A 16,354-nucleotide genomic window follows, 5' to 3' on the forward strand; every position below is an offset into this window, starting at 1 on the left:
TTTGAGAGAAGTGGCCGGAAACCTACCGGGCCCATCCGTTGACAGTGGCGGCGAGCCCGTTGAACCAGCCGGAGAGGGCTGTACCGAAGGCCGTAACGGCGAGGATGATGCCGAAGGCGATGAAAGCCACCAGCAGCGAGTATTCAGTCGCCGTGGCACCCTTTTCGGATTCCAGCTTGCCCTTGACGCCGGCGATGAAAGAAAGCATTGAGACCATGAGACCAGTCATTGTATTAATCCTTTTCCAGAGTTTTTTGATATTTATCGAAACTCCGGCAAATCCCCCATTTGCTATTCGGTGGAGCGTCGATGCGACCACCATGGCACGGCAAATATCGGCCCGGCAATGATTTCAACTACTCGACTTCCGCACGTAAAAGAGCGCGTTTACGCAGGTATCCGGAGTGCTGTACTCAGTCCGAGACGGCCCCGACGGTAAACTACTTGTTTTGCTAAGTCGGCTTACTTATTGGTGGGTGGGGGAGCCGACGACGGAAGCCTTAGGCGGAGAGCAGGATGACGGCCAGTGCGGCGGTCAGCATGGACGGCCCGAAGGCAACTTCCTTCGGCGTGTTTCCGCGGTTTTTCAGCACCAGCAGAGCGGCGGCGGCGCCGCCGGCCACAAAGCCCAGGGCGCCCCCGTAGAACAGGTGCGGCCAGCCTAGGTATCCCAAGTACAGCCCGAGGGGCGCGGACAGCTTTACGTCGCCCATTCCGATGCCATTGGGACTGATGAGAGCCAAGATGAAGTAGCAAACGAAGAGGATGACGAGGCCGATGATGCCCCGGAGCAGTGCCGGCCACTCCCCGGAGGTCATTGCGGAGCCCGTCAGGAGCACCAGGCCGACACCCAGGAGCGGGCCTACGAGGCGGTTGGGAAGGATATGGAATGAGAGATCAATTCGCGTCAATTCCACCGCGGCAATTGCCAGAAATAGATAGGCGGGTAATTCCGGTGCCGGGCCGAGGCGCCAGGCCAGTGCGCCGCAGAGCAGTCCCGCTGCGGCCGCCGTCGGCCATGCCCGGCGTGGAGACGAAACGGCGAACTGGGGGAGCGCACGGCGGGAGGCGGCCCGGGCTCCGAAGTCGAGAGCGACGCCGGCAATGGCGATCGCCAGGATAAAAAGTGCCGCTCCAGCCGCAGGAAGGTGTTCCGCCCCGGTCACGGTGGGAGCGGTCACGGGGCCTCCAGGGATCAAGTGCGGCGATGATGCCGCCCGGTTCTGCGCCACAGCTGGCCTGCGGGTGGCGGACAGTTCATTTTGACCCATGCCCACGGCTTCCGCTAATCTAGGTAGTCGTTGTGCGTGTCCTATCTCGATGGTGCGTGCCCGCAGAGAATCCGGTTGCAGGATAACTACTCCGCGTGCACATTCGAGACCACAGGATGACTGGTTACATAGAGCCCTCACCTCTGTTCCGGTAGCGCATAGATAGTAGGTGCACTCCGCGTGACGCCTAAAACAAGAACGCCAGAACAAGAACGAGGCAAACACCGTGCGTACGTACACCCCGAAGCCCGGCGATATCAACCGCCAGTGGCACGTCATTGACGCCACCGACGTTGTCCTTGGTCGTCTTGCCAGCCAGACCGCAATCCTGCTGCGCGGCAAGCACAAGGCCACCTTTGCGTCCCACATGGACATGGGCGACTTCGTCATCATCATCAACGCTGAGAAGGTTGCCCTCACCGGCGCCAAGCTGGAGCAGAAGCGCGCTTACCGCCACTCCGGCTACCCGGGCGGCCTGACCTCCGTCAACTACGCGGAGCTGCTTGAGACCAACCCGGTCCGCGCCGTGGAGAAGGCCATCAAGGGCATGCTCCCGAAGAACTCCCTCGCTGCACAGCAGCTGGGCAAGCTGAAGGTTTACCGCGGTGCAGAGCACCCGCACGCCGCCCAGCAGCCCAAGACTTTCGAAATCACCCAGGTCGCCCAGTAGTCCTGGCCACCAAACAACTTTATTAATACAAGGAGAACCGTGGCTCAGAACGAAGAGACCACCGAAGCCGTCGAGGCTGAGGAAAACCTGACCAGCTACACCTCTGAGAGCGGCGCTGCTGACGCAGCCGCTCCCAAGAAGGAACGCCCGGCCCTGACCGTTGCCGGCGCAGCTGTTGGCCGCCGCAAGGAAGCCGTCGCACGCGTCCGCGTCGTCCCCGGCTCCGGCAAGTGGACCATCAACGGCCGCGAGCTGGCGAACTACTTCCCGAACAAGCTGCACCAGCAGGACGTCAACGAGCCCTTCAAGATCCTCGATCTGGAAGGCGCCTACGACGTCATCGCCCGTATCCACGGCGGTGGCCCCTCCGGCCAGGCCGGTGCACTGCGTCTCGGCATCGCCCGTTCGCTGAACGAGATCGACGTCGAGAACAACCGCGCCACGCTGAAGAAGGCCGGTTACCTCACCCGTGACGCCCGCGTCATCGAGCGTAAGAAGGCCGGTCTCAAGAAGGCCCGTAAGGCTCAGCAGTACTCCAAGCGCTAAACAGCGCCTTCCCGGTGTGTGGCCGCTGGCGCGACCACACACCGGGACCCGCGGCGCTGTCCAGCGCTCGGATCCCCAAGCGCTAAACAGTGCCTGCTTCGGAAGCCCGTCCCGCATCTGCGGGGCGGGCTTCCGTCGTTAACGGGGTCGAGGGGCCCGACGTCGTTTCCCGGGCCATCGACTAAACTCGGACACGATGTCTAGATTATTTGGAACAGATGGTGTCCGGGGCCTTGCGAATGGCCTGTTGACCGCGGAGCTGGCGATGCAGCTGGCACAGGCCGCCGCCGTCGTGCTCGGGCACGACCGCAACACGGGCCAAGGGCGGCCGCGCGCCGTCGTGGCCCGCGACCCGCGGGCCAGCGGCGAATTCATCGCCGCCGCCGTGGAGGCGGGGCTCTCGAGCTCCGGCATCGACGTCTACGACGCCGGTGTCCTTCCCACCCCGGCGGCCGCCTACCTGGTGGCGGACCTCCACGCCGACTTCGGCGTGATGATCTCCGCCTCGCACAACCCGGCCCCGGACAACGGCATCAAGTTCTTCGCCCGCGGCGGCCAGAAGCTCCCCGACGAGGTCGAGGACGCGATCGAGGCCAGGCTCGGCGAGGAGCCGCTCCGCCCTGTCGGTGCCGACGTTGGCCGCATCCAGCGCTTCTCCGACGCCGAGGACCGCTACATCGTCCATCTGCTCGGCACGCTTCCGCACCGCCTCGAAGGCCTCAAGGTCGTCGTGGACTGCGCCCACGGAGCAGCTAGCGGCTGTTCGCCCGAGGTGTTCAAGACCGCCGGCGCCGAAGTCATCACCATCGGCGCCGAGCCAGACGGCATCAACATTAACGACGGCGTCGGGTCCACCCACCTCTCCCCGCTAAAGGCGGCAGTCGTGGCGCACGGCGCGGACCTCGGCATCGCGCACGACGGCGACGCGGACCGCTGCCTGGCCGTTGACCATGAGGGCACCGAAGTCGACGGCGACCAGATCATGGCCATCCTCGCCCTGGCCCTCAAGGACGCCGGGAAACTCAAGGACGACGTCCTGGTAGCCACGGTCATGAGCAACCTCGGCCTGAAGCTCGCCCTCCGCGGCGCCGGCATCGAACTAAAGGAAACGGGTGTGGGGGACCGATACGTCCTCGAGGCCATGCGCGACGGCGGCTTCAGCCTGGGCGGCGAACAGTCCGGCCACGTCATTTTCGCCGATCACGCCACCACGGGCGACGGCGTCCTCACCGGCCTCCAGCTTGCCGCGCAGGTGGCCCTGACCGGGCGTCCGCTTAAGGACCTCGCCACGGTCATGACCAAGCTTCCCCAGGTGCTCATCAACGTCCGCGACGTGGACCGCAGCCGGGTCAACGGCGACGCGGCCGTTGCCGCCGCCGTGGAAGCGGCCGAGGCCACGCTCGGCGACACCGGCCGGGTTCTGCTGCGGCCCTCGGGTACCGAGCCGGTGGTTCGCGTCATGGTCGAAGCAGGGGACCACGAAACCGCAGAACGGGTGGCCGGGGAACTGGCCGAGGTAGTCCGGACCGAACTCGCATTGGCGCTGGCCGGCGACTGACGATCCACCCGGCCGCTAGGGCCCGCCGGCCTGCCTCGATCAGAGGTAGGCCGGTGCGGCTTCCAGGCCGAAGTACTCCTCCAGCGTGGGGACACCCCTGGTGGCCATGTCGCCGGCGGCCTCCACTCCGATGTAACGCAGGTGCCAGGACTCGTAGTAGTAGCCGGTGGTCTCGTGGTGCATCCACGGATACCGAACGATGAAGCCGAAGCGGTGGGCGTTTGCCTTCGCCCAGACGGCCGCGGGCTGCTCGGCGAAGCAGGGTTGGAAGCCGCAGGCGCCCCCGCCGTCGCCAATGTCAAACGACCAGCCCGTCTGGTGCTCTGAGAAGCCCGGCCGGGCCGATGCGGTGTCCGCCTCCGCCTGTCCCCTCGTCGCGACGTAGCCGTTATAGGTCGAGGTCTGGGTGACAAAGGACCGGTACCCGCTGGCCAGGGTCATCACTACGCCGGCCGTTGCGGCCGCGGCGAACATCCGCTCCGCTGCGGCCGCCGTCGTGCTGTTCAGGAGGGCGGCCTCGCCGGACACCGCCAACCGGACAGCGGGCTGAACCAGATCCGGCGGGATAAAGGTTGCAGGGGAGAGCGGCCGGTGCTTATTGACCACCACCCAGGGGCTGGCGGGATCCGTCAGGGAGTGCTGAGGCCCGGGCGCGGAAGCCGCCGGCGACGACGGTGCAGGGGCGGTCGCCGACGGGTTGGCGGGCTCCGGGCTCGCCGAGGGAGTCGCCGTCGGCGTCGTTTTAGGGGATACGCTGACCGGGGAGGCAGCGGGCGATGGTGGCACGCCCGTGCCGGACGCCGGCGCGGGTCCGGCAGAGGGCTCGCAGGCTGTTAGGGCGGCGGCGGTTATTGGGACGGCGGCCGCGGCCAGAAAACCGCCGAAGCGCCGGCGGCTAAAAAGCCCCTCACCCCCGTCGTCGCCTCGGTTATAGCCCACCCGTGCTAGACCTTGCGAAGCAACATGCGGCGGATTGAGTGATCAGCATCCTTCGTGAGCACCAGCTGGGCGCGTCCCCGGGTGGGGAGCACGTTTTCCACCAGGTTCGGCTCATTGATTCGCTTCCAGATCCCGCGGGCCGTCTCCTCGGCCTCGGCGTCTGAGAGCGTGGCGTAGCGGTGGAAGTAGGACTCCGGCTGCGCGAACGCAGTGGTGCGCAGCTTGCGGAACCGGTCCACGTACCACTCCTCGATGTAGGAGGTCTTGGCGTCCACGTAGATCGAGAAGTCGAAGAAGTCGCTCAGCGCCAGGCCCTGCCGGCCGTCATACCGCGGGCGAGCGGGGGCGAGGACGTTGAGGCCCTCCACGATCAGCACATCGGGCCGGCGGACGACGACTTCCTTGCCGGAGACGATGTCGTAGGTGACGTGGGAGTACCACGGGGCCCGGACTTCCTCCGCTCCGCCCTTGACCTCACTGACGAAGCGCAGGAGGGCGCGGCGGTCATAGGACTCCGGGAATCCCTTGCGGTCCAGCAGTTGCCGCCGCTTGAGCTCCGCAAGGGGGTAGAGGAAACCGTCCGTCGTGATGAGTTCCACGTTGGGGGTGCCGGGCCAGCGGCGCAGCATTTCACGCAGTACACGGGCGATGGTGGACTTGCCCACGGCCACCGAACCGGCGACGCCGATCACGAAGGGGGTGCGGCGGGTCGTCTCGCCCAGGAACGTGGTGGTGGCCGCGTGCAGTTGGTTGGCCGCCTCGACGTAGAGGTGGAGTAGCCGGGAGAGCGGGAGGTACACCTCGCGGACCTCCCGCATGTCCAGTGGGTCGCCGAGGCCGCGGAGCCGGAGGACGTCCTCCTCGTTGAGGGGCTGCTCCATTTGGGCAGCGAGCCGGGACCAGGTCTGCCGGTCCAGCTCCACGAACGGGGAGACGCCCTCGCCGTTCGCATCATTGCGTTGCGAAGTCACCCTAGAGATTCTGCCCTCGCGGGCGCCCAGAGCGAAATGCGCGCGCCGTGACGGCTGGCGCTCCGGGCGTAGCGATCCTGAGTGCAGCCTTAAAACCAGATAAGCTGGTGCCCATGTGTGGAATCGTTGGATATGTAGGCCGCCCGAGTGGCCAGGTAAGTACCGAGCACCAGGCCCTGGACGTCGTCCTCGAAGGTCTGCGCCGGCTGGAGTACCGCGGATACGACTCCGCAGGTATCGCCGTGGTCGCCGATGGCGCGATCTCCTCGCGGAAGAAGTCCGGCAAGCTCAGCAACCTCATCGCCGAACTTGAAGCCAACCCGCTGCCGGATGCGACCACCGGCATTGGCCACACCCGGTGGGCCACCCACGGCGGTCCGACCGACCAGAACGCACACCCGCACCTGTCCGACGGCGGCAAGCTGGCGCTGATCCACAACGGCATCATCGAGAACTTCGCCGAACTCAAGCAAGAACTGCTGGAGAAGGGCGTGACCTTCCAGTCGGAGACCGATACCGAGGTTGCCGCCGCCCTACTCGGCGACATCTACCGCAACCAGCTCGGCGGCGACAACGCCAACGGCGGCCTGACCAAGGCCATGCAGCTCGCCTGCCAGCGGCTCGAGGGCGCCTTCACGCTGCTTGCCGTGCACGCCGACCAGCCCGACGTCGTTGTGGCCGCCCGCCGCAACTCCCCGCTGGTGGTGGGCCTGGGCGAAGGCGAGAACTTCCTCGGCTCCGACGTCTCCGGCTTCATCGACTACACCCGCCGCGCCGTGGAACTCGGCCAGGACCAGATCGTCACCATCACCGCCGACTCCGTAGAGATCACAGACTTCTTCGGCGCCCCGGCCGAGGGCAAGGAATACCACGTCAACTGGGATCCGGCCTCCGCAGAGAAGGGCGGCTTCCCGTCCTTCATGGAGAAGGAAATCCACGACCAGCCCGACGCCGTGCTGCAGACCCTGCTGGGCCGCTCCGACGTCGACGGCAAGCTGACCCTGGACGAGCTGCGGATCGACCCCGAGCTGCTCAAGAGCGTCGACAAGATCATCGTGCTCGCCTGCGGTACCTCCGCCTACGCCGGCCAGGTCGCCAAGTACGCCATCGAGCGCTGGTGCCGGATCCCCACGGAGGTCGAGCTCTCGCACGAGTTCCGCTACCGTGACCCGATCGTGGACGCCCAGACCCTGATCGTCTCGATCTCCCAGTCCGGCGAGACCATGGACACCCTGATGGCGGTCCGCTACGCCAAGGAACAGGGCGCCAAAACGGTGGCCATCTGCAACACCAACGGCTCCACCATCCCGCGCGAATCCGACGCCGTGCTCTACACGCACGCCGGCCCGGAAATCGCCGTCGCCTCCACCAAGGCCTTCCTCGCCCAGATCACCGCCGCCTACCTGCTGGGCCTCTACCTCGCCCAGCTGCGCGGTAACAAGTTCCAGGGCGAAATCAAGGACATCCTCTCCGACCTGGGCAAGATCCCGGAGAAGGTCCAGTCCATTCTCGACGACGCGTCCCGGATCAAGGAGCTCGGCGAGTCCATGGTCGACGCCAAGTCCGTGCTGTTCCTGGGCCGCCACGTCGGGTTCCCAGTCGCCATGGAAGGTGCGCTCAAGCTCAAGGAGCTTGCCTACATCCACGCCGAAGGCTTCGCCGCCGGCGAGCTCAAGCACGGCCCGATCGCCCTGATCGAAGAGGGCCAGCCGGTGTTCGTGGTGGTCCCGTCCCCGCGTGGCCGCGACTCCCTGCACGCCAAGGTGGTCTCCAACATCCAGGAAGTCCGCGCCCGCGGTGCCAAGACGATCGTCATCGCCGAAGAGGGCGACGACGCGGTCAAGGCCTTCGCCGAGCACGTCATCTACATCCCGGAAACCCCCACGTTGCTGGCGCCGCTGCTGACCACCGTCCCGCTGCAGATCTTCGCGCTGGCCCTCGCCAGCGCGAAGGGCTACGACGTGGACCAGCCGCGGAACCTCGCCAAGAGCGTGACCGTAGAATAGCCGCATGATCGTAGGCATTGGCGTAGACGTCGTAGACATCGAGCGGTTTGGGCGGCAACTCGAGCGCACCCCCGGGTTGCGGGACAGGCTGTTCGTCCCGGCCGAGCGGGAGCTGAACACCCGTTCCCTGGCCGCCCGGTTTGCCGCCAAGGAGGCTGTCGCCAAGGTCCTCGGCGCACCGGCCGGCATGAACTGGCAGGACTGCTGGATCGGCTTGGACCAGAACGGGCCCACGGTGCAGGTCAAGGGCACCGTGCTGGCCGTGGCCCAGTCCAAGGGCGTCAAGCGCTGGCACCTGTCCATCAGCCACGACGGCGGGATCGCCACCGCCACGGTGATCGCCGAAGGTTAGGCCATGATCAGCGCCCATACCGGAACGCACATCCGGGACGTCGAACGGCGGTTCCTGGAAGCAGCTGCGGACCCCGGTATGGGCGCTGTTCTCATGCAACGGGCCGCCTATGGGCTAGCCAACGCCGTGGTGCGGGAGCTGCGGGGTCGTGGGCGCCGGCTCTACGGGGGCGGTGTCACAGTCCTTGTCGGCAAGGGCAACAACGGCGGTGACGGCCTCTTCGCCGCGGCTCTGTTGGCCCGCCGCGGCATGATGACGACGGCGGTCCTCACCGCCGGTGACGCCCACCCGGAGGGCCTGGCCGCCTTCCACGCCGCCGGCGGCCGGTCCATCGCCCTGCCGGACTCTGGTGGGGCCGCCGTCGGGCTGGCGCGCCGGGCCGCCGGTTCCGACATCGTCATCGACGCCATCCTCGGCACCGGAGCCCGCGGCGGCCTGCAGGGTTCGACGGCGCGGCTCCTTGAACTGCTGTCCGGCGAGATCCGGGACCAGCGTGACCGGAGACTGGCGCCCGGCAGCGGAGCCCTCGTGGTCGCCTGCGATATCCCGAGCGGCATCGACGCGGACACGGGTGAGGCGCACGGCGTGGTCCTGCCCGCCGACGTGACCGTGACGTTCGGCGCCGCCAAGGCAGGCCTGCTGGCCGACCCCGGTGCTGAGCATGCCGGCCGGATCGTGACGGTGCCCATCGGCGTTGAGGACGGCCTTGGCCACCCGTCCGTGCGCCGGCTGCAGGCCCAGGATCTGGCGGCGCTCCTGCCGTACCCGTCCCGCCGGGCACAGAAGTACTCCCGCGGCGTCCTTGGCGTGGTCGCCGGATCGGAGCGGTACCCCGGCGCCGCCGTCCTCGCTTGCCGCGGCGCCCTCGCCGCCGGTGTCGGCATGGTCCGCTACGTTGGGCCGCCGGCGGTGGCCGACCTGGTCCGGCACGCCTGCCCCGAGGTCGTCTGCGGCCAGGACACCGACGTGCGGGTCCAGGCCTGGCTCCTCGGCTCCGGACTCGACGACGGCGCCGGCGAGCAGCTCGACCGCGTCCGGGCCGCCGCTACTGCCGGGCTGCCCGTGGTGGCCGACGCCGGCGCCCTTCCCGTCCTGTCCCGCGAGCTCCCCGGTCAGACCGTGCTGACACCCCATGCCGGCGAACTGGCCACCCTCCTGAGCCGCTACGGCGCCGCCGGGGAACGCACCGCCGTCGAGGCCGCGCCGCTGGCCAGTGCCCGGCACGCGGTATCCCTGACCGGCGCGACGGTGCTGCTCAAGGGGGCGACCACCCTGGTGGCGGCCCCGTCCGGCGCGGTCTTCAGCCAGGCCGAGGCCACCCCCTGGATGGCCACGGCGGGCAGCGGCGACGTCCTGGGCGGCATCTTGGGCGCCCTGATGGCCCAGCTGGCGGACGGTCCGGAGCACTTCGCCGCCGCCGGAATCGCGGCCGCGGACCGCTGGGCCGCCGTCGGCGCCATGGCCGCCAGCCTGCATGGCCGGGCCGGGACACTCGCCAGCCGCGGCGGCCCCATCACGGCCACCGATATCGCCCGCACGCTCCCGGAGGTCATGGCCGCGCTGTAACACAACCGACCCTGCCGCGTCTTGGTAATTTAGTAACCCTGCTTACAAGTAGTCTGTCTAGAGATAGTCCGCATCGCACGAGGAGTACACATGGAAGTTTGGCCCGGTACGGCATACCCGCTGGGAGCCACGTTCGACGGCACCGGCACCAATTTTGCACTGTTCAGCGAACAGGCTGAGCGGGTGGAGCTTTGCCTCCTGGCCGACGACCTCACCGAAACGCGGATCGAACTCACCGAGGTCGACGGCTACGTCTGGCACTGCTACCTGCCCATGGTCCAGCCGGGCCAGCGCTACGGCTTCCGCGTCCACGGGCCCTACGACCCGGCCAACGGCAACCGGTTCAACCCGAACAAACTCCTCCTGGATCCGTACGCGAAGGCCATCAAGGGCCAGATCGACTGGGACCCGGCCCTCTTCTCCTACGAGTTCGGCGACCCGGATTCCACCAATGACGCGGACTCCGCGCCGCACACCATGCACGGCGTGGTCATCAACCCCTTCTTCGAATGGGACGGCGACCGCCAGCTGCGCGTGCCCTACCATGAGTCGGTCATCTACGAGGCGCACGTGAAGGGCCTGACCGAGCTGCACCCGGACATCCCCGAGGAGCAGCGCGGCACCTACGCAGGCGTGGCGCACCCCGCCGTCGTCGAACACCTCAAGAAGCTCGGCGTGACCGCCATCGAGCTCATGCCCGTGCACCAGTTCGTCAACGACGGCACCCTGGTGGAGAAGGGCCTGAACAACTACTGGGGCTACAACACCATCGGCTTCTTCGCCCCGCAGAACACCTACAGCTCCGCCGGCGACGGCGGCCTGCAGGTCCAGGAGTTCAAGGCCATGGTCCGGGACCTGCACCGCGCCGGCATCGAGGTCATCCTCGACGTTGTGTACAACCACACCGCCGAGGGCAACCACTTGGGACCCACGCTCTCCTTCAAGGGCATCGACAACCAGGCCTACTACCGCCTGGTGGACGGCGACCTCAAGCACTACATGGACTACACCGGCACCGGTAACTCCCTGAACGTCCGGCACCCGCACTCGCTGCAGCTCCTGATGGACTCGCTGCGCTACTGGGTCACGGAGATGCACGTCGACGGCTTCCGCTTCGACCTCGCCTCCACCCTGGCCCGCGAGTTCTACGACGTGGACAAGCTCTCGACCTTCTTCGAACTCATCCAGCAGGACCCGATCGTCTCCCAGGTCAAGCTCATCGCCGAGCCCTGGGACGTCGGCCCCGGCGGTTACCAGGTGGGCAACTTCCCGCCGCAGTGGACCGAATGGAACGGCAAATACCGGGACACCGTGCGCGACTTCTGGCGCGGCGAACCCTCCACCCTGGGCGAGTTCGCGTCCCGGCTGACCGGCTCCGCGGACCTGTACGAGAGCTCCGCCCGCCGGCCGGTGGCCTCCATCAACTTCGTCACCGCCCACGACGGCTTCACCATGCGGGACCTCGTGTCCTACAACGAGAAGCACAACGAGGCCAACGGCGAGGGCAACAACGACGGCGAATCCCACAACCGCTCCTGGAACTGCGGCATCGAGGGCGACACCGACGACGAGACCGTACTCGCCCTGCGCGCCCGCCAGCAGCGCAACTTCATCGCCACGCTGCTGCTCTCCCAGGGCGTCCCCATGCTGCTGCACGGCGACGAGCTCGGCCGCACCCAGCAGGGCAACAACAACACCTACTGCCAGGACTCCGAGCTCAGCTGGATCCACTGGGAGGCGATGGACCAGCCGCTTGTGGAATTCACCGCCTTCGTGAACAAGCTCCGCCACGACCACCCGACCTTCCGGCGCAGCCGCTTCTTCGACGGCCGCCCGGTGGTGCGCGGCGAGGGTGAGAAGCTGCCGGATATCGTCTGGCTCAAGACCGACGGCACCGGCATGCTCCCGGAGGACTGGGGGAGCGGCTTCGGCCGGACCATCGGTGTGTTCCTCAACGGCCACGGCATCCAGGAACAGGACTCCCGCGGCCGGCGGATCACCGACGACAGCTTCCTCTTGGCCTTCAACGCCCACGACGACGGGGTCGACTTCATCCTGCCGCCGGACGAGTACTCCCCGAACTGGGAGGTCCTCATCGACACCGCAGCCCAGGCCGACGACTACGAGCCGCTGAAGGCCGGGACCACCCTGACCCTCGCCGCCAAGTCCATGGTGGTGCTGCGCGCCTACACCGGCCCCGAGGTGGAGGTCGACTACTCGGCCGCCGCGTCGCTGGCCGCCCGTGCCGCCGACGAGGAAGCCCAGGAAGAGATGGTCCAGGCCCAGACCAAGGCCGCCGACGAGAGCGAAGCGAAGGCCACCCAGGCATGAAAACCCCGATTTCCACGTACCGGCTGCAAATCCGGTCCGGCTTCACCCTGCAGGACGCCGCCACCCAGGTCCCGTACCTGAAGTCGCTCGGCGTCGACTGGATCTACCTCTCACCCATCCTCACCGCGGAGAAGGGATCGGACCATGGCTACGACGTCACCGACCCCTCCACCGTGGACCCGGACCGCGGCGGCCCCGAGGGCCTCGCCGCGGTCTCCCGCGCCGCCCGCGAGGCCGGCATGGGCGTGCTGGTGGACATCGTGCCCAACCACGTCGGCGTCGCCACCCCGGTCCAGAACCCGTGGTGGTGGTCCCTGCTCAAGGAAGGCCGCCAGTCGCCTTACGCCCCGGCGTTCGACGTCGATTGGGACTTCGGCGGCGGACGCATCCGCATCCCCGTGCTCGGCGAGGACTCCGACGTCGACGCCCTGGAGGTCCGCGACGGCGAACTGCGCTACTACGACCACCGGTTCCCCCTCGCCGAGGGTAGCTACTCCGCCGGGGATGATCCCCGCGCGGTCCACGACCGGCAGCATTACGAACTGGTGGGCTGGCGCCGCGCCGACAACGAACTGAACTACCGCCGGTTCTTCGCGGTCAACACCCTCGCCGGGATCAAGGTCGAGGACCCAAAGGTCTTCGACGAGGCGCATGAGGAGATTGTCCGCTGGTTCCGCGAGGACCTGGTGGACGGCCTCCGCATCGACCACCCGGACGGCCTGGCAGACCCGGGCGGCTACCTGCACCGGCTCCGGGAAGCCACCGGCGGGGCGTACCTGCTGATCGAGAAGATCCTGGAGCCTGGCGAGGAATTGCCTGCCGGGTTCGAAGCCGAGGGCACCACCGGGTACGACGCGCTCGCGGACGTGGACCGGCTCTTCGTGGACCCGGCCGGTCAGGCCGGCCTGGACGCCCTGGACGCGTCGTTGCGCGACGGCAAGGTCCCCGATTACGAGGACATGATCCGCGGCACCAAGCGGCGGATCACCGACGGCATCCTGCACTCCGAGATGCTCCGCCTCGCCCGGCTGGTCCCGGCGGACGCCGGCCTGACCGTGGACGCCGCGGCGGACGCCCTGTCCGAGGTCATTGCCGCCTTCCCGGTCTACCGCAGCTACCTCCCCGAGGGGGATGACGTGCTGAGGGAAGCGTGCGATCTCGCCGTAGAGCGCCGGCCGGAGCTCGAGGACGCCGTTCGAACCTTGCTGCCGATGCTGCTGCAGGCCGGCCCCGACGCCGGTGAGGAACTGGGCCGCCGCTTCCAGCAGACCTCCGGCATGGTGATGGCGAAGGGCGTCGAGGACACGGCCTTCTTCCGCTACACCCGGCTGGGCACCCTCACCGAGGTCGGTGCGGACCCCACCGAATTCGCGGTTTCCGTGGACGACTTCCACACACGGATGACCCGCCGGCAGGAGCGTCTGCCCCTGTCCATGACGACGCTCAGCACCCACGACACCAAACGCAGCGAGGACACCCGCGCCCGGATCACGGTGCTCGCCGAGTGCCCCGCCGAATGGAGTGCGGCTCTGGGACGGCTGCAGCAGCTCGCCCCGCTGCCCGATGGCCCGCTGGCGAACCTGCTCTGGCAGGCCATCGCCGGGGTCTGGCCGGCGGACCGGGAACGGTTGCAGTCCTACGCGCAGAAGGCCGCCCGGGAAGCGGGGAACTCCACCGACTGGCTGGACCCGAACGAGGAGTTCGAGACCAAGCTGACCGCCGCCGTCGACGCCGCCTTCGACAACCCGGCCGTTCGTGCCGAGCTGGATTCACTGGTCGAATGGCTGGACCCGCGGGGCGCCGTCAACGCGCTCGGCGCCAAGCTCGTCCAGCTCACCATGCCCGGCGTCCCGGACGTCTACCAGGGCACCGAGTTCTGGGACCGGTCCCTGACCGACCCGGACAACCGGCGTCCATTCGACTTCGGCGCCCGCCGGGCCGCCCTGGCGCGGCTGGACGGCGGCGACCTGCCGGACTCCTACCGCGACGACGACGCCAAACTCCTGGTCACCTCCCGGGCGCTGCGCCTGCGCCGCGACCGGCAGGACCTCTTCACCGGCTACACGCCGCTGCAGGCCACGGGTCACGCCGCCGGCCACGTCGTCGCCTTCGACCGCGGGCAGGACGCCCCGGGCGCCGTCACCGTCGCCACCCGCCTGCCCCACGGCCTGGAGCAGCGCGGCGGCTGGCAGGACACGGCACTTGAGCTCGCCGTGCCGATGACCGACCAGCTCACCGGCCGGTCCTTCGAACCCGGCTCCGTGGCGGTGGGGGATCTCCTCCGCCACTTCCCGGTGGCCCTCCTCGCCCCGACCGCATGAGCCCTTCACAGACCCACGCCAACCCAGGGGGAACGGCAATGACACTGCCCACAGACGGATCCGCGCGCTTCGACATCTGGGCGCCGGAGGCCAAGGACGTCGTCCTGCTCGCAGGCGGCCAGCGCTACACCATGACCCGCGTAACCTCAGGCCCCGAGGGCTGGTGGACGGCGACGGACGCGCCGGCCGGCGACGACGTCGACTACGGCTACCTCCTCGACGGCGACGAAAGCCCGCTGCCGGATCCGCGCTCACGCCGGCAGCCCGAGGGCGTCCACTCCCTCTCCCGGACCTTCGACCCCCGCGCACACCAGTGGGCCGACGCGGGCTGGTCCGGCCGGGACCTGCAGGGCAGCGTCATCTATGAGCTGCACCTGGGCACCTTCACCCCCGAGGGAACCCTGGACGCCGCCGCCGGAAAGCTCGACTACCTCGCCGACCTCGGCGTCGACTTCGTCGAACTGCTGCCGGTCAACGGCTTCAACGGCACCCACAACTGGGGCTACGACGGCGTCCTCTGGTACACCGTGCACGAGGGCTACGGCGGCCCCGCGGCCTACCAGCGCTTCGTCGACGCCGCCCACGCCGCCGGGCTGGGCGTCATCCAGGACGTGGTCTACAACCACCTCGGCCCCAGCGGCAACTACCTGCCCCGCTTCGGCCCGTACCTGAAGTCCGGCGAAGGCAACACCTGGGGCGACTCGGTCAACCTCGACGGCCCCGGCTCCGACGTCGTCCGCTCCTACATCCTGGACAACGCCGCCATGTGGCTGCGCGACTACCACGTCGACGGCCTCCGGCTCGACGCCGTGCACGCCTTCAAGGACGAACGCGCCGTCCACCTGCTGGAGGACTTCGGCGTGCTCGCCGACGCCGTCGCCGCCGAAACCGGCAGGCCCGCCACCATGGTCGCCGAATCGGACCTGAACAACCCGCGCCTGCTGTACTCCCGGGACGCGAACGGCTACGGACTGGCCGGGCAGTGGAGCGACGACTTCCACCACGCAGTGCACGTCAACGTCAGCGGCGAAACCACCGGCTACTACGAGGACTTCGGCTCCCTCGGCGCACTGGCGAAGGTGCTGGAGAAAGGCTTCTTCCACGACGGCAGCTACTCCAGCTTCCGCGAACGGCACCACGGCCGGCCGATCAACACCGGCCTGGTCCACCCCGCCGCGCTGGTGGTCTGCAACCAGAACCACGACCAGATCGGCAACAGGGCCACCGGGGACCGGCTCTCCCAGACTTTGGGCTATGGGCAGCTCGCACTGGCCGCCGTCGCCACCCTCACCGCCCCGTTCACCCCGATGCTGTTCATGGGCGAGGAATACGGCGCCAGCACGCCCTGGCAGTTCTTCACCTCCCACCCGGAACCGGAACTGGGCAAGGCCACCGCCGAGGGCCGGATCAAGGAATTCGAACGCATGGGCTGGGACCCCGACGTCGTCCCCGACCCGCAGGACCCGGAGACGTTCACCCGCTCCAAGCTGAACTGGGCCGAGGCCTCCGAGGGAGACCACGCCCGGCTGCTGGCCCTCTACCGGGAGCTCATCGCCCTGCGACGCTCGACGCCGGACCTCACCGACGGCGGGTTCGCGGACACCGCAGTCGACTTCAGCGAGGACGAAGGCTGGCTGCTGCTGCGCCGCGGCGGCACCGAGGTCGCCCTCAACTTCTCCGCCGAGGCCCGGACAGTGTCCGTCACCGGGTCCTCCCTGGGCCTCGCCACGGACGACGCCGTCGCCCTCGAAGGCGGGACGCTGAGCCTGCCCGGCCACAGCGCCGGCATCCTCGCGGCCCGGCCCTAACGTCAGAACGGAAGG

At 68.2% G+C, this 16,354-nt stretch carries 13 protein-coding genes; 9 read left to right on the forward strand and 4 right to left on the reverse strand.

All coding sequences use genetic code 11. The features are described from left to right. Positions 1-22: 22 nt before the first annotated feature. Both ACFVY3_RS02215 and ACFVY3_RS02220 read right to left on the reverse strand, forming a co-directional pair. Positions 23-229 (reverse strand): Flp family type IVb pilin, encoded by a 207-nt coding sequence (locus tag ACFVY3_RS02215; RefSeq protein WP_364133290.1) that lies wholly within the window; start codon positions 227-229, stop codon positions 23-25. 271 nt (positions 230-500) lie between these two features. Beyond that, positions 501-1,166, reverse strand: a complete 666-nt coding sequence (locus ACFVY3_RS02220) for a prepilin peptidase (protein WP_400158609.1) — start codon at positions 1,164-1,166, stop codon at positions 501-503. Positions 1,167-1,497: 331 nt separating this feature from the next. Here ACFVY3_RS02220 and rplM point away from each other — a divergent pair, with 331 nt between their 5' ends. The 3 genes from rplM to glmM all read left to right on the forward strand — a co-directional run bounded on the left by rplM (position 1,498) and on the right by glmM (position 4,045). Further along, entirely contained in the window at positions 1,498-1,941 is a 444-nt protein-coding gene (gene rplM, locus ACFVY3_RS02225; RefSeq protein WP_043454696.1) for a 50S ribosomal protein L13, read from the forward strand. A 39-nt stretch (positions 1,942-1,980) separates the two neighbouring features. Continuing rightward, complete coding sequence (gene rpsI / locus ACFVY3_RS02230) at positions 1,981-2,487, forward strand: 30S ribosomal protein S9 (protein WP_290255887.1); 507 nt, start codon at positions 1,981-1,983, stop codon at positions 2,485-2,487. A 196-nt stretch (positions 2,488-2,683) separates the two neighbouring features. Continuing rightward, positions 2,684-4,045 (forward strand): phosphoglucosamine mutase, encoded by a 1,362-nt coding sequence (gene glmM / locus ACFVY3_RS02235; RefSeq protein WP_400158610.1) that lies wholly within the window; start codon positions 2,684-2,686, stop codon positions 4,043-4,045. Between the two features lie 39 nt (positions 4,046-4,084). Here the strand turns inward: glmM and ACFVY3_RS02240 are convergent, their stop codons facing one another. Together ACFVY3_RS02240 and coaA are read right to left on the reverse strand one after the other, a co-directional pair. Then, a complete protein-coding gene (locus ACFVY3_RS02240) occupies positions 4,085-4,984 on the reverse strand; it encodes a D-alanyl-D-alanine carboxypeptidase family protein (protein ID WP_400158611.1) in 900 nt (299 codons plus the stop codon). Positions 4,985-4,989: 5 nt separating this feature from the next. Next, positions 4,990-5,955 (reverse strand): type I pantothenate kinase, encoded by a 966-nt coding sequence (gene coaA, locus ACFVY3_RS02245; RefSeq protein ID WP_400158612.1) that lies wholly within the window; start codon positions 5,953-5,955, stop codon positions 4,990-4,992. A 113-nt stretch (positions 5,956-6,068) separates the two neighbouring features. Here coaA and glmS point away from each other — a divergent pair, with 113 nt between their 5' ends. The 6 genes from glmS to treZ all read left to right on the forward strand — a co-directional run bounded on the left by glmS (position 6,069) and on the right by treZ (position 16,339). Further along, the gene (gene glmS, locus ACFVY3_RS02250) at positions 6,069-7,961 is read left to right on the forward strand and encodes a glutamine--fructose-6-phosphate transaminase (isomerizing) (protein ID WP_364133278.1); all 1,893 of its coding nucleotides are present in this window, start codon (positions 6,069-6,071) and stop codon (positions 7,959-7,961) included. Between the two features lie 4 nt (positions 7,962-7,965). Continuing rightward, on the forward strand, positions 7,966-8,313 hold the full coding sequence (locus ACFVY3_RS02255) for a holo-ACP synthase (protein WP_290255883.1): 348 nt from the start codon (positions 7,966-7,968) through the stop codon (positions 8,311-8,313). Positions 8,314-8,316: 3 nt separating this feature from the next. Continuing rightward, the gene (locus ACFVY3_RS02260) at positions 8,317-9,879 is read left to right on the forward strand and encodes an NAD(P)H-hydrate epimerase (protein ID WP_400158613.1); all 1,563 of its coding nucleotides are present in this window, start codon (positions 8,317-8,319) and stop codon (positions 9,877-9,879) included. A gap of 90 nt (positions 9,880-9,969) precedes the next feature. Continuing rightward, positions 9,970-12,210 carry a glycogen debranching protein GlgX gene (glgX, locus tag ACFVY3_RS02265; RefSeq protein ID WP_400158614.1) on the forward strand — a complete coding sequence of 747 codons (2,241 nt, stop codon included), beginning with the start codon at positions 9,970-9,972 and terminating at the stop codon, positions 12,208-12,210. Next, a complete protein-coding gene (treY, locus tag ACFVY3_RS02270) occupies positions 12,207-14,531 on the forward strand; it encodes a malto-oligosyltrehalose synthase (RefSeq protein ID WP_400158615.1) in 2,325 nt (774 codons plus the stop codon). The genes glgX and treY overlap by 4 nt, the downstream gene beginning before the upstream one ends. 38 nt (positions 14,532-14,569) lie before the next feature. Continuing rightward, positions 14,570-16,339 carry a malto-oligosyltrehalose trehalohydrolase gene (treZ, locus tag ACFVY3_RS02275; RefSeq protein ID WP_400158616.1) on the forward strand — a complete coding sequence of 590 codons (1,770 nt, stop codon included), beginning with the start codon at positions 14,570-14,572 and terminating at the stop codon, positions 16,337-16,339. Positions 16,340-16,354 lie beyond the last annotated feature (15 nt).

It is taken from the genome of Arthrobacter sp. BPSS-3, assembly GCF_044628475.1.
GTDB lineage: Bacteria > Actinomycetota > Actinomycetes > Actinomycetales > Micrococcaceae > Arthrobacter.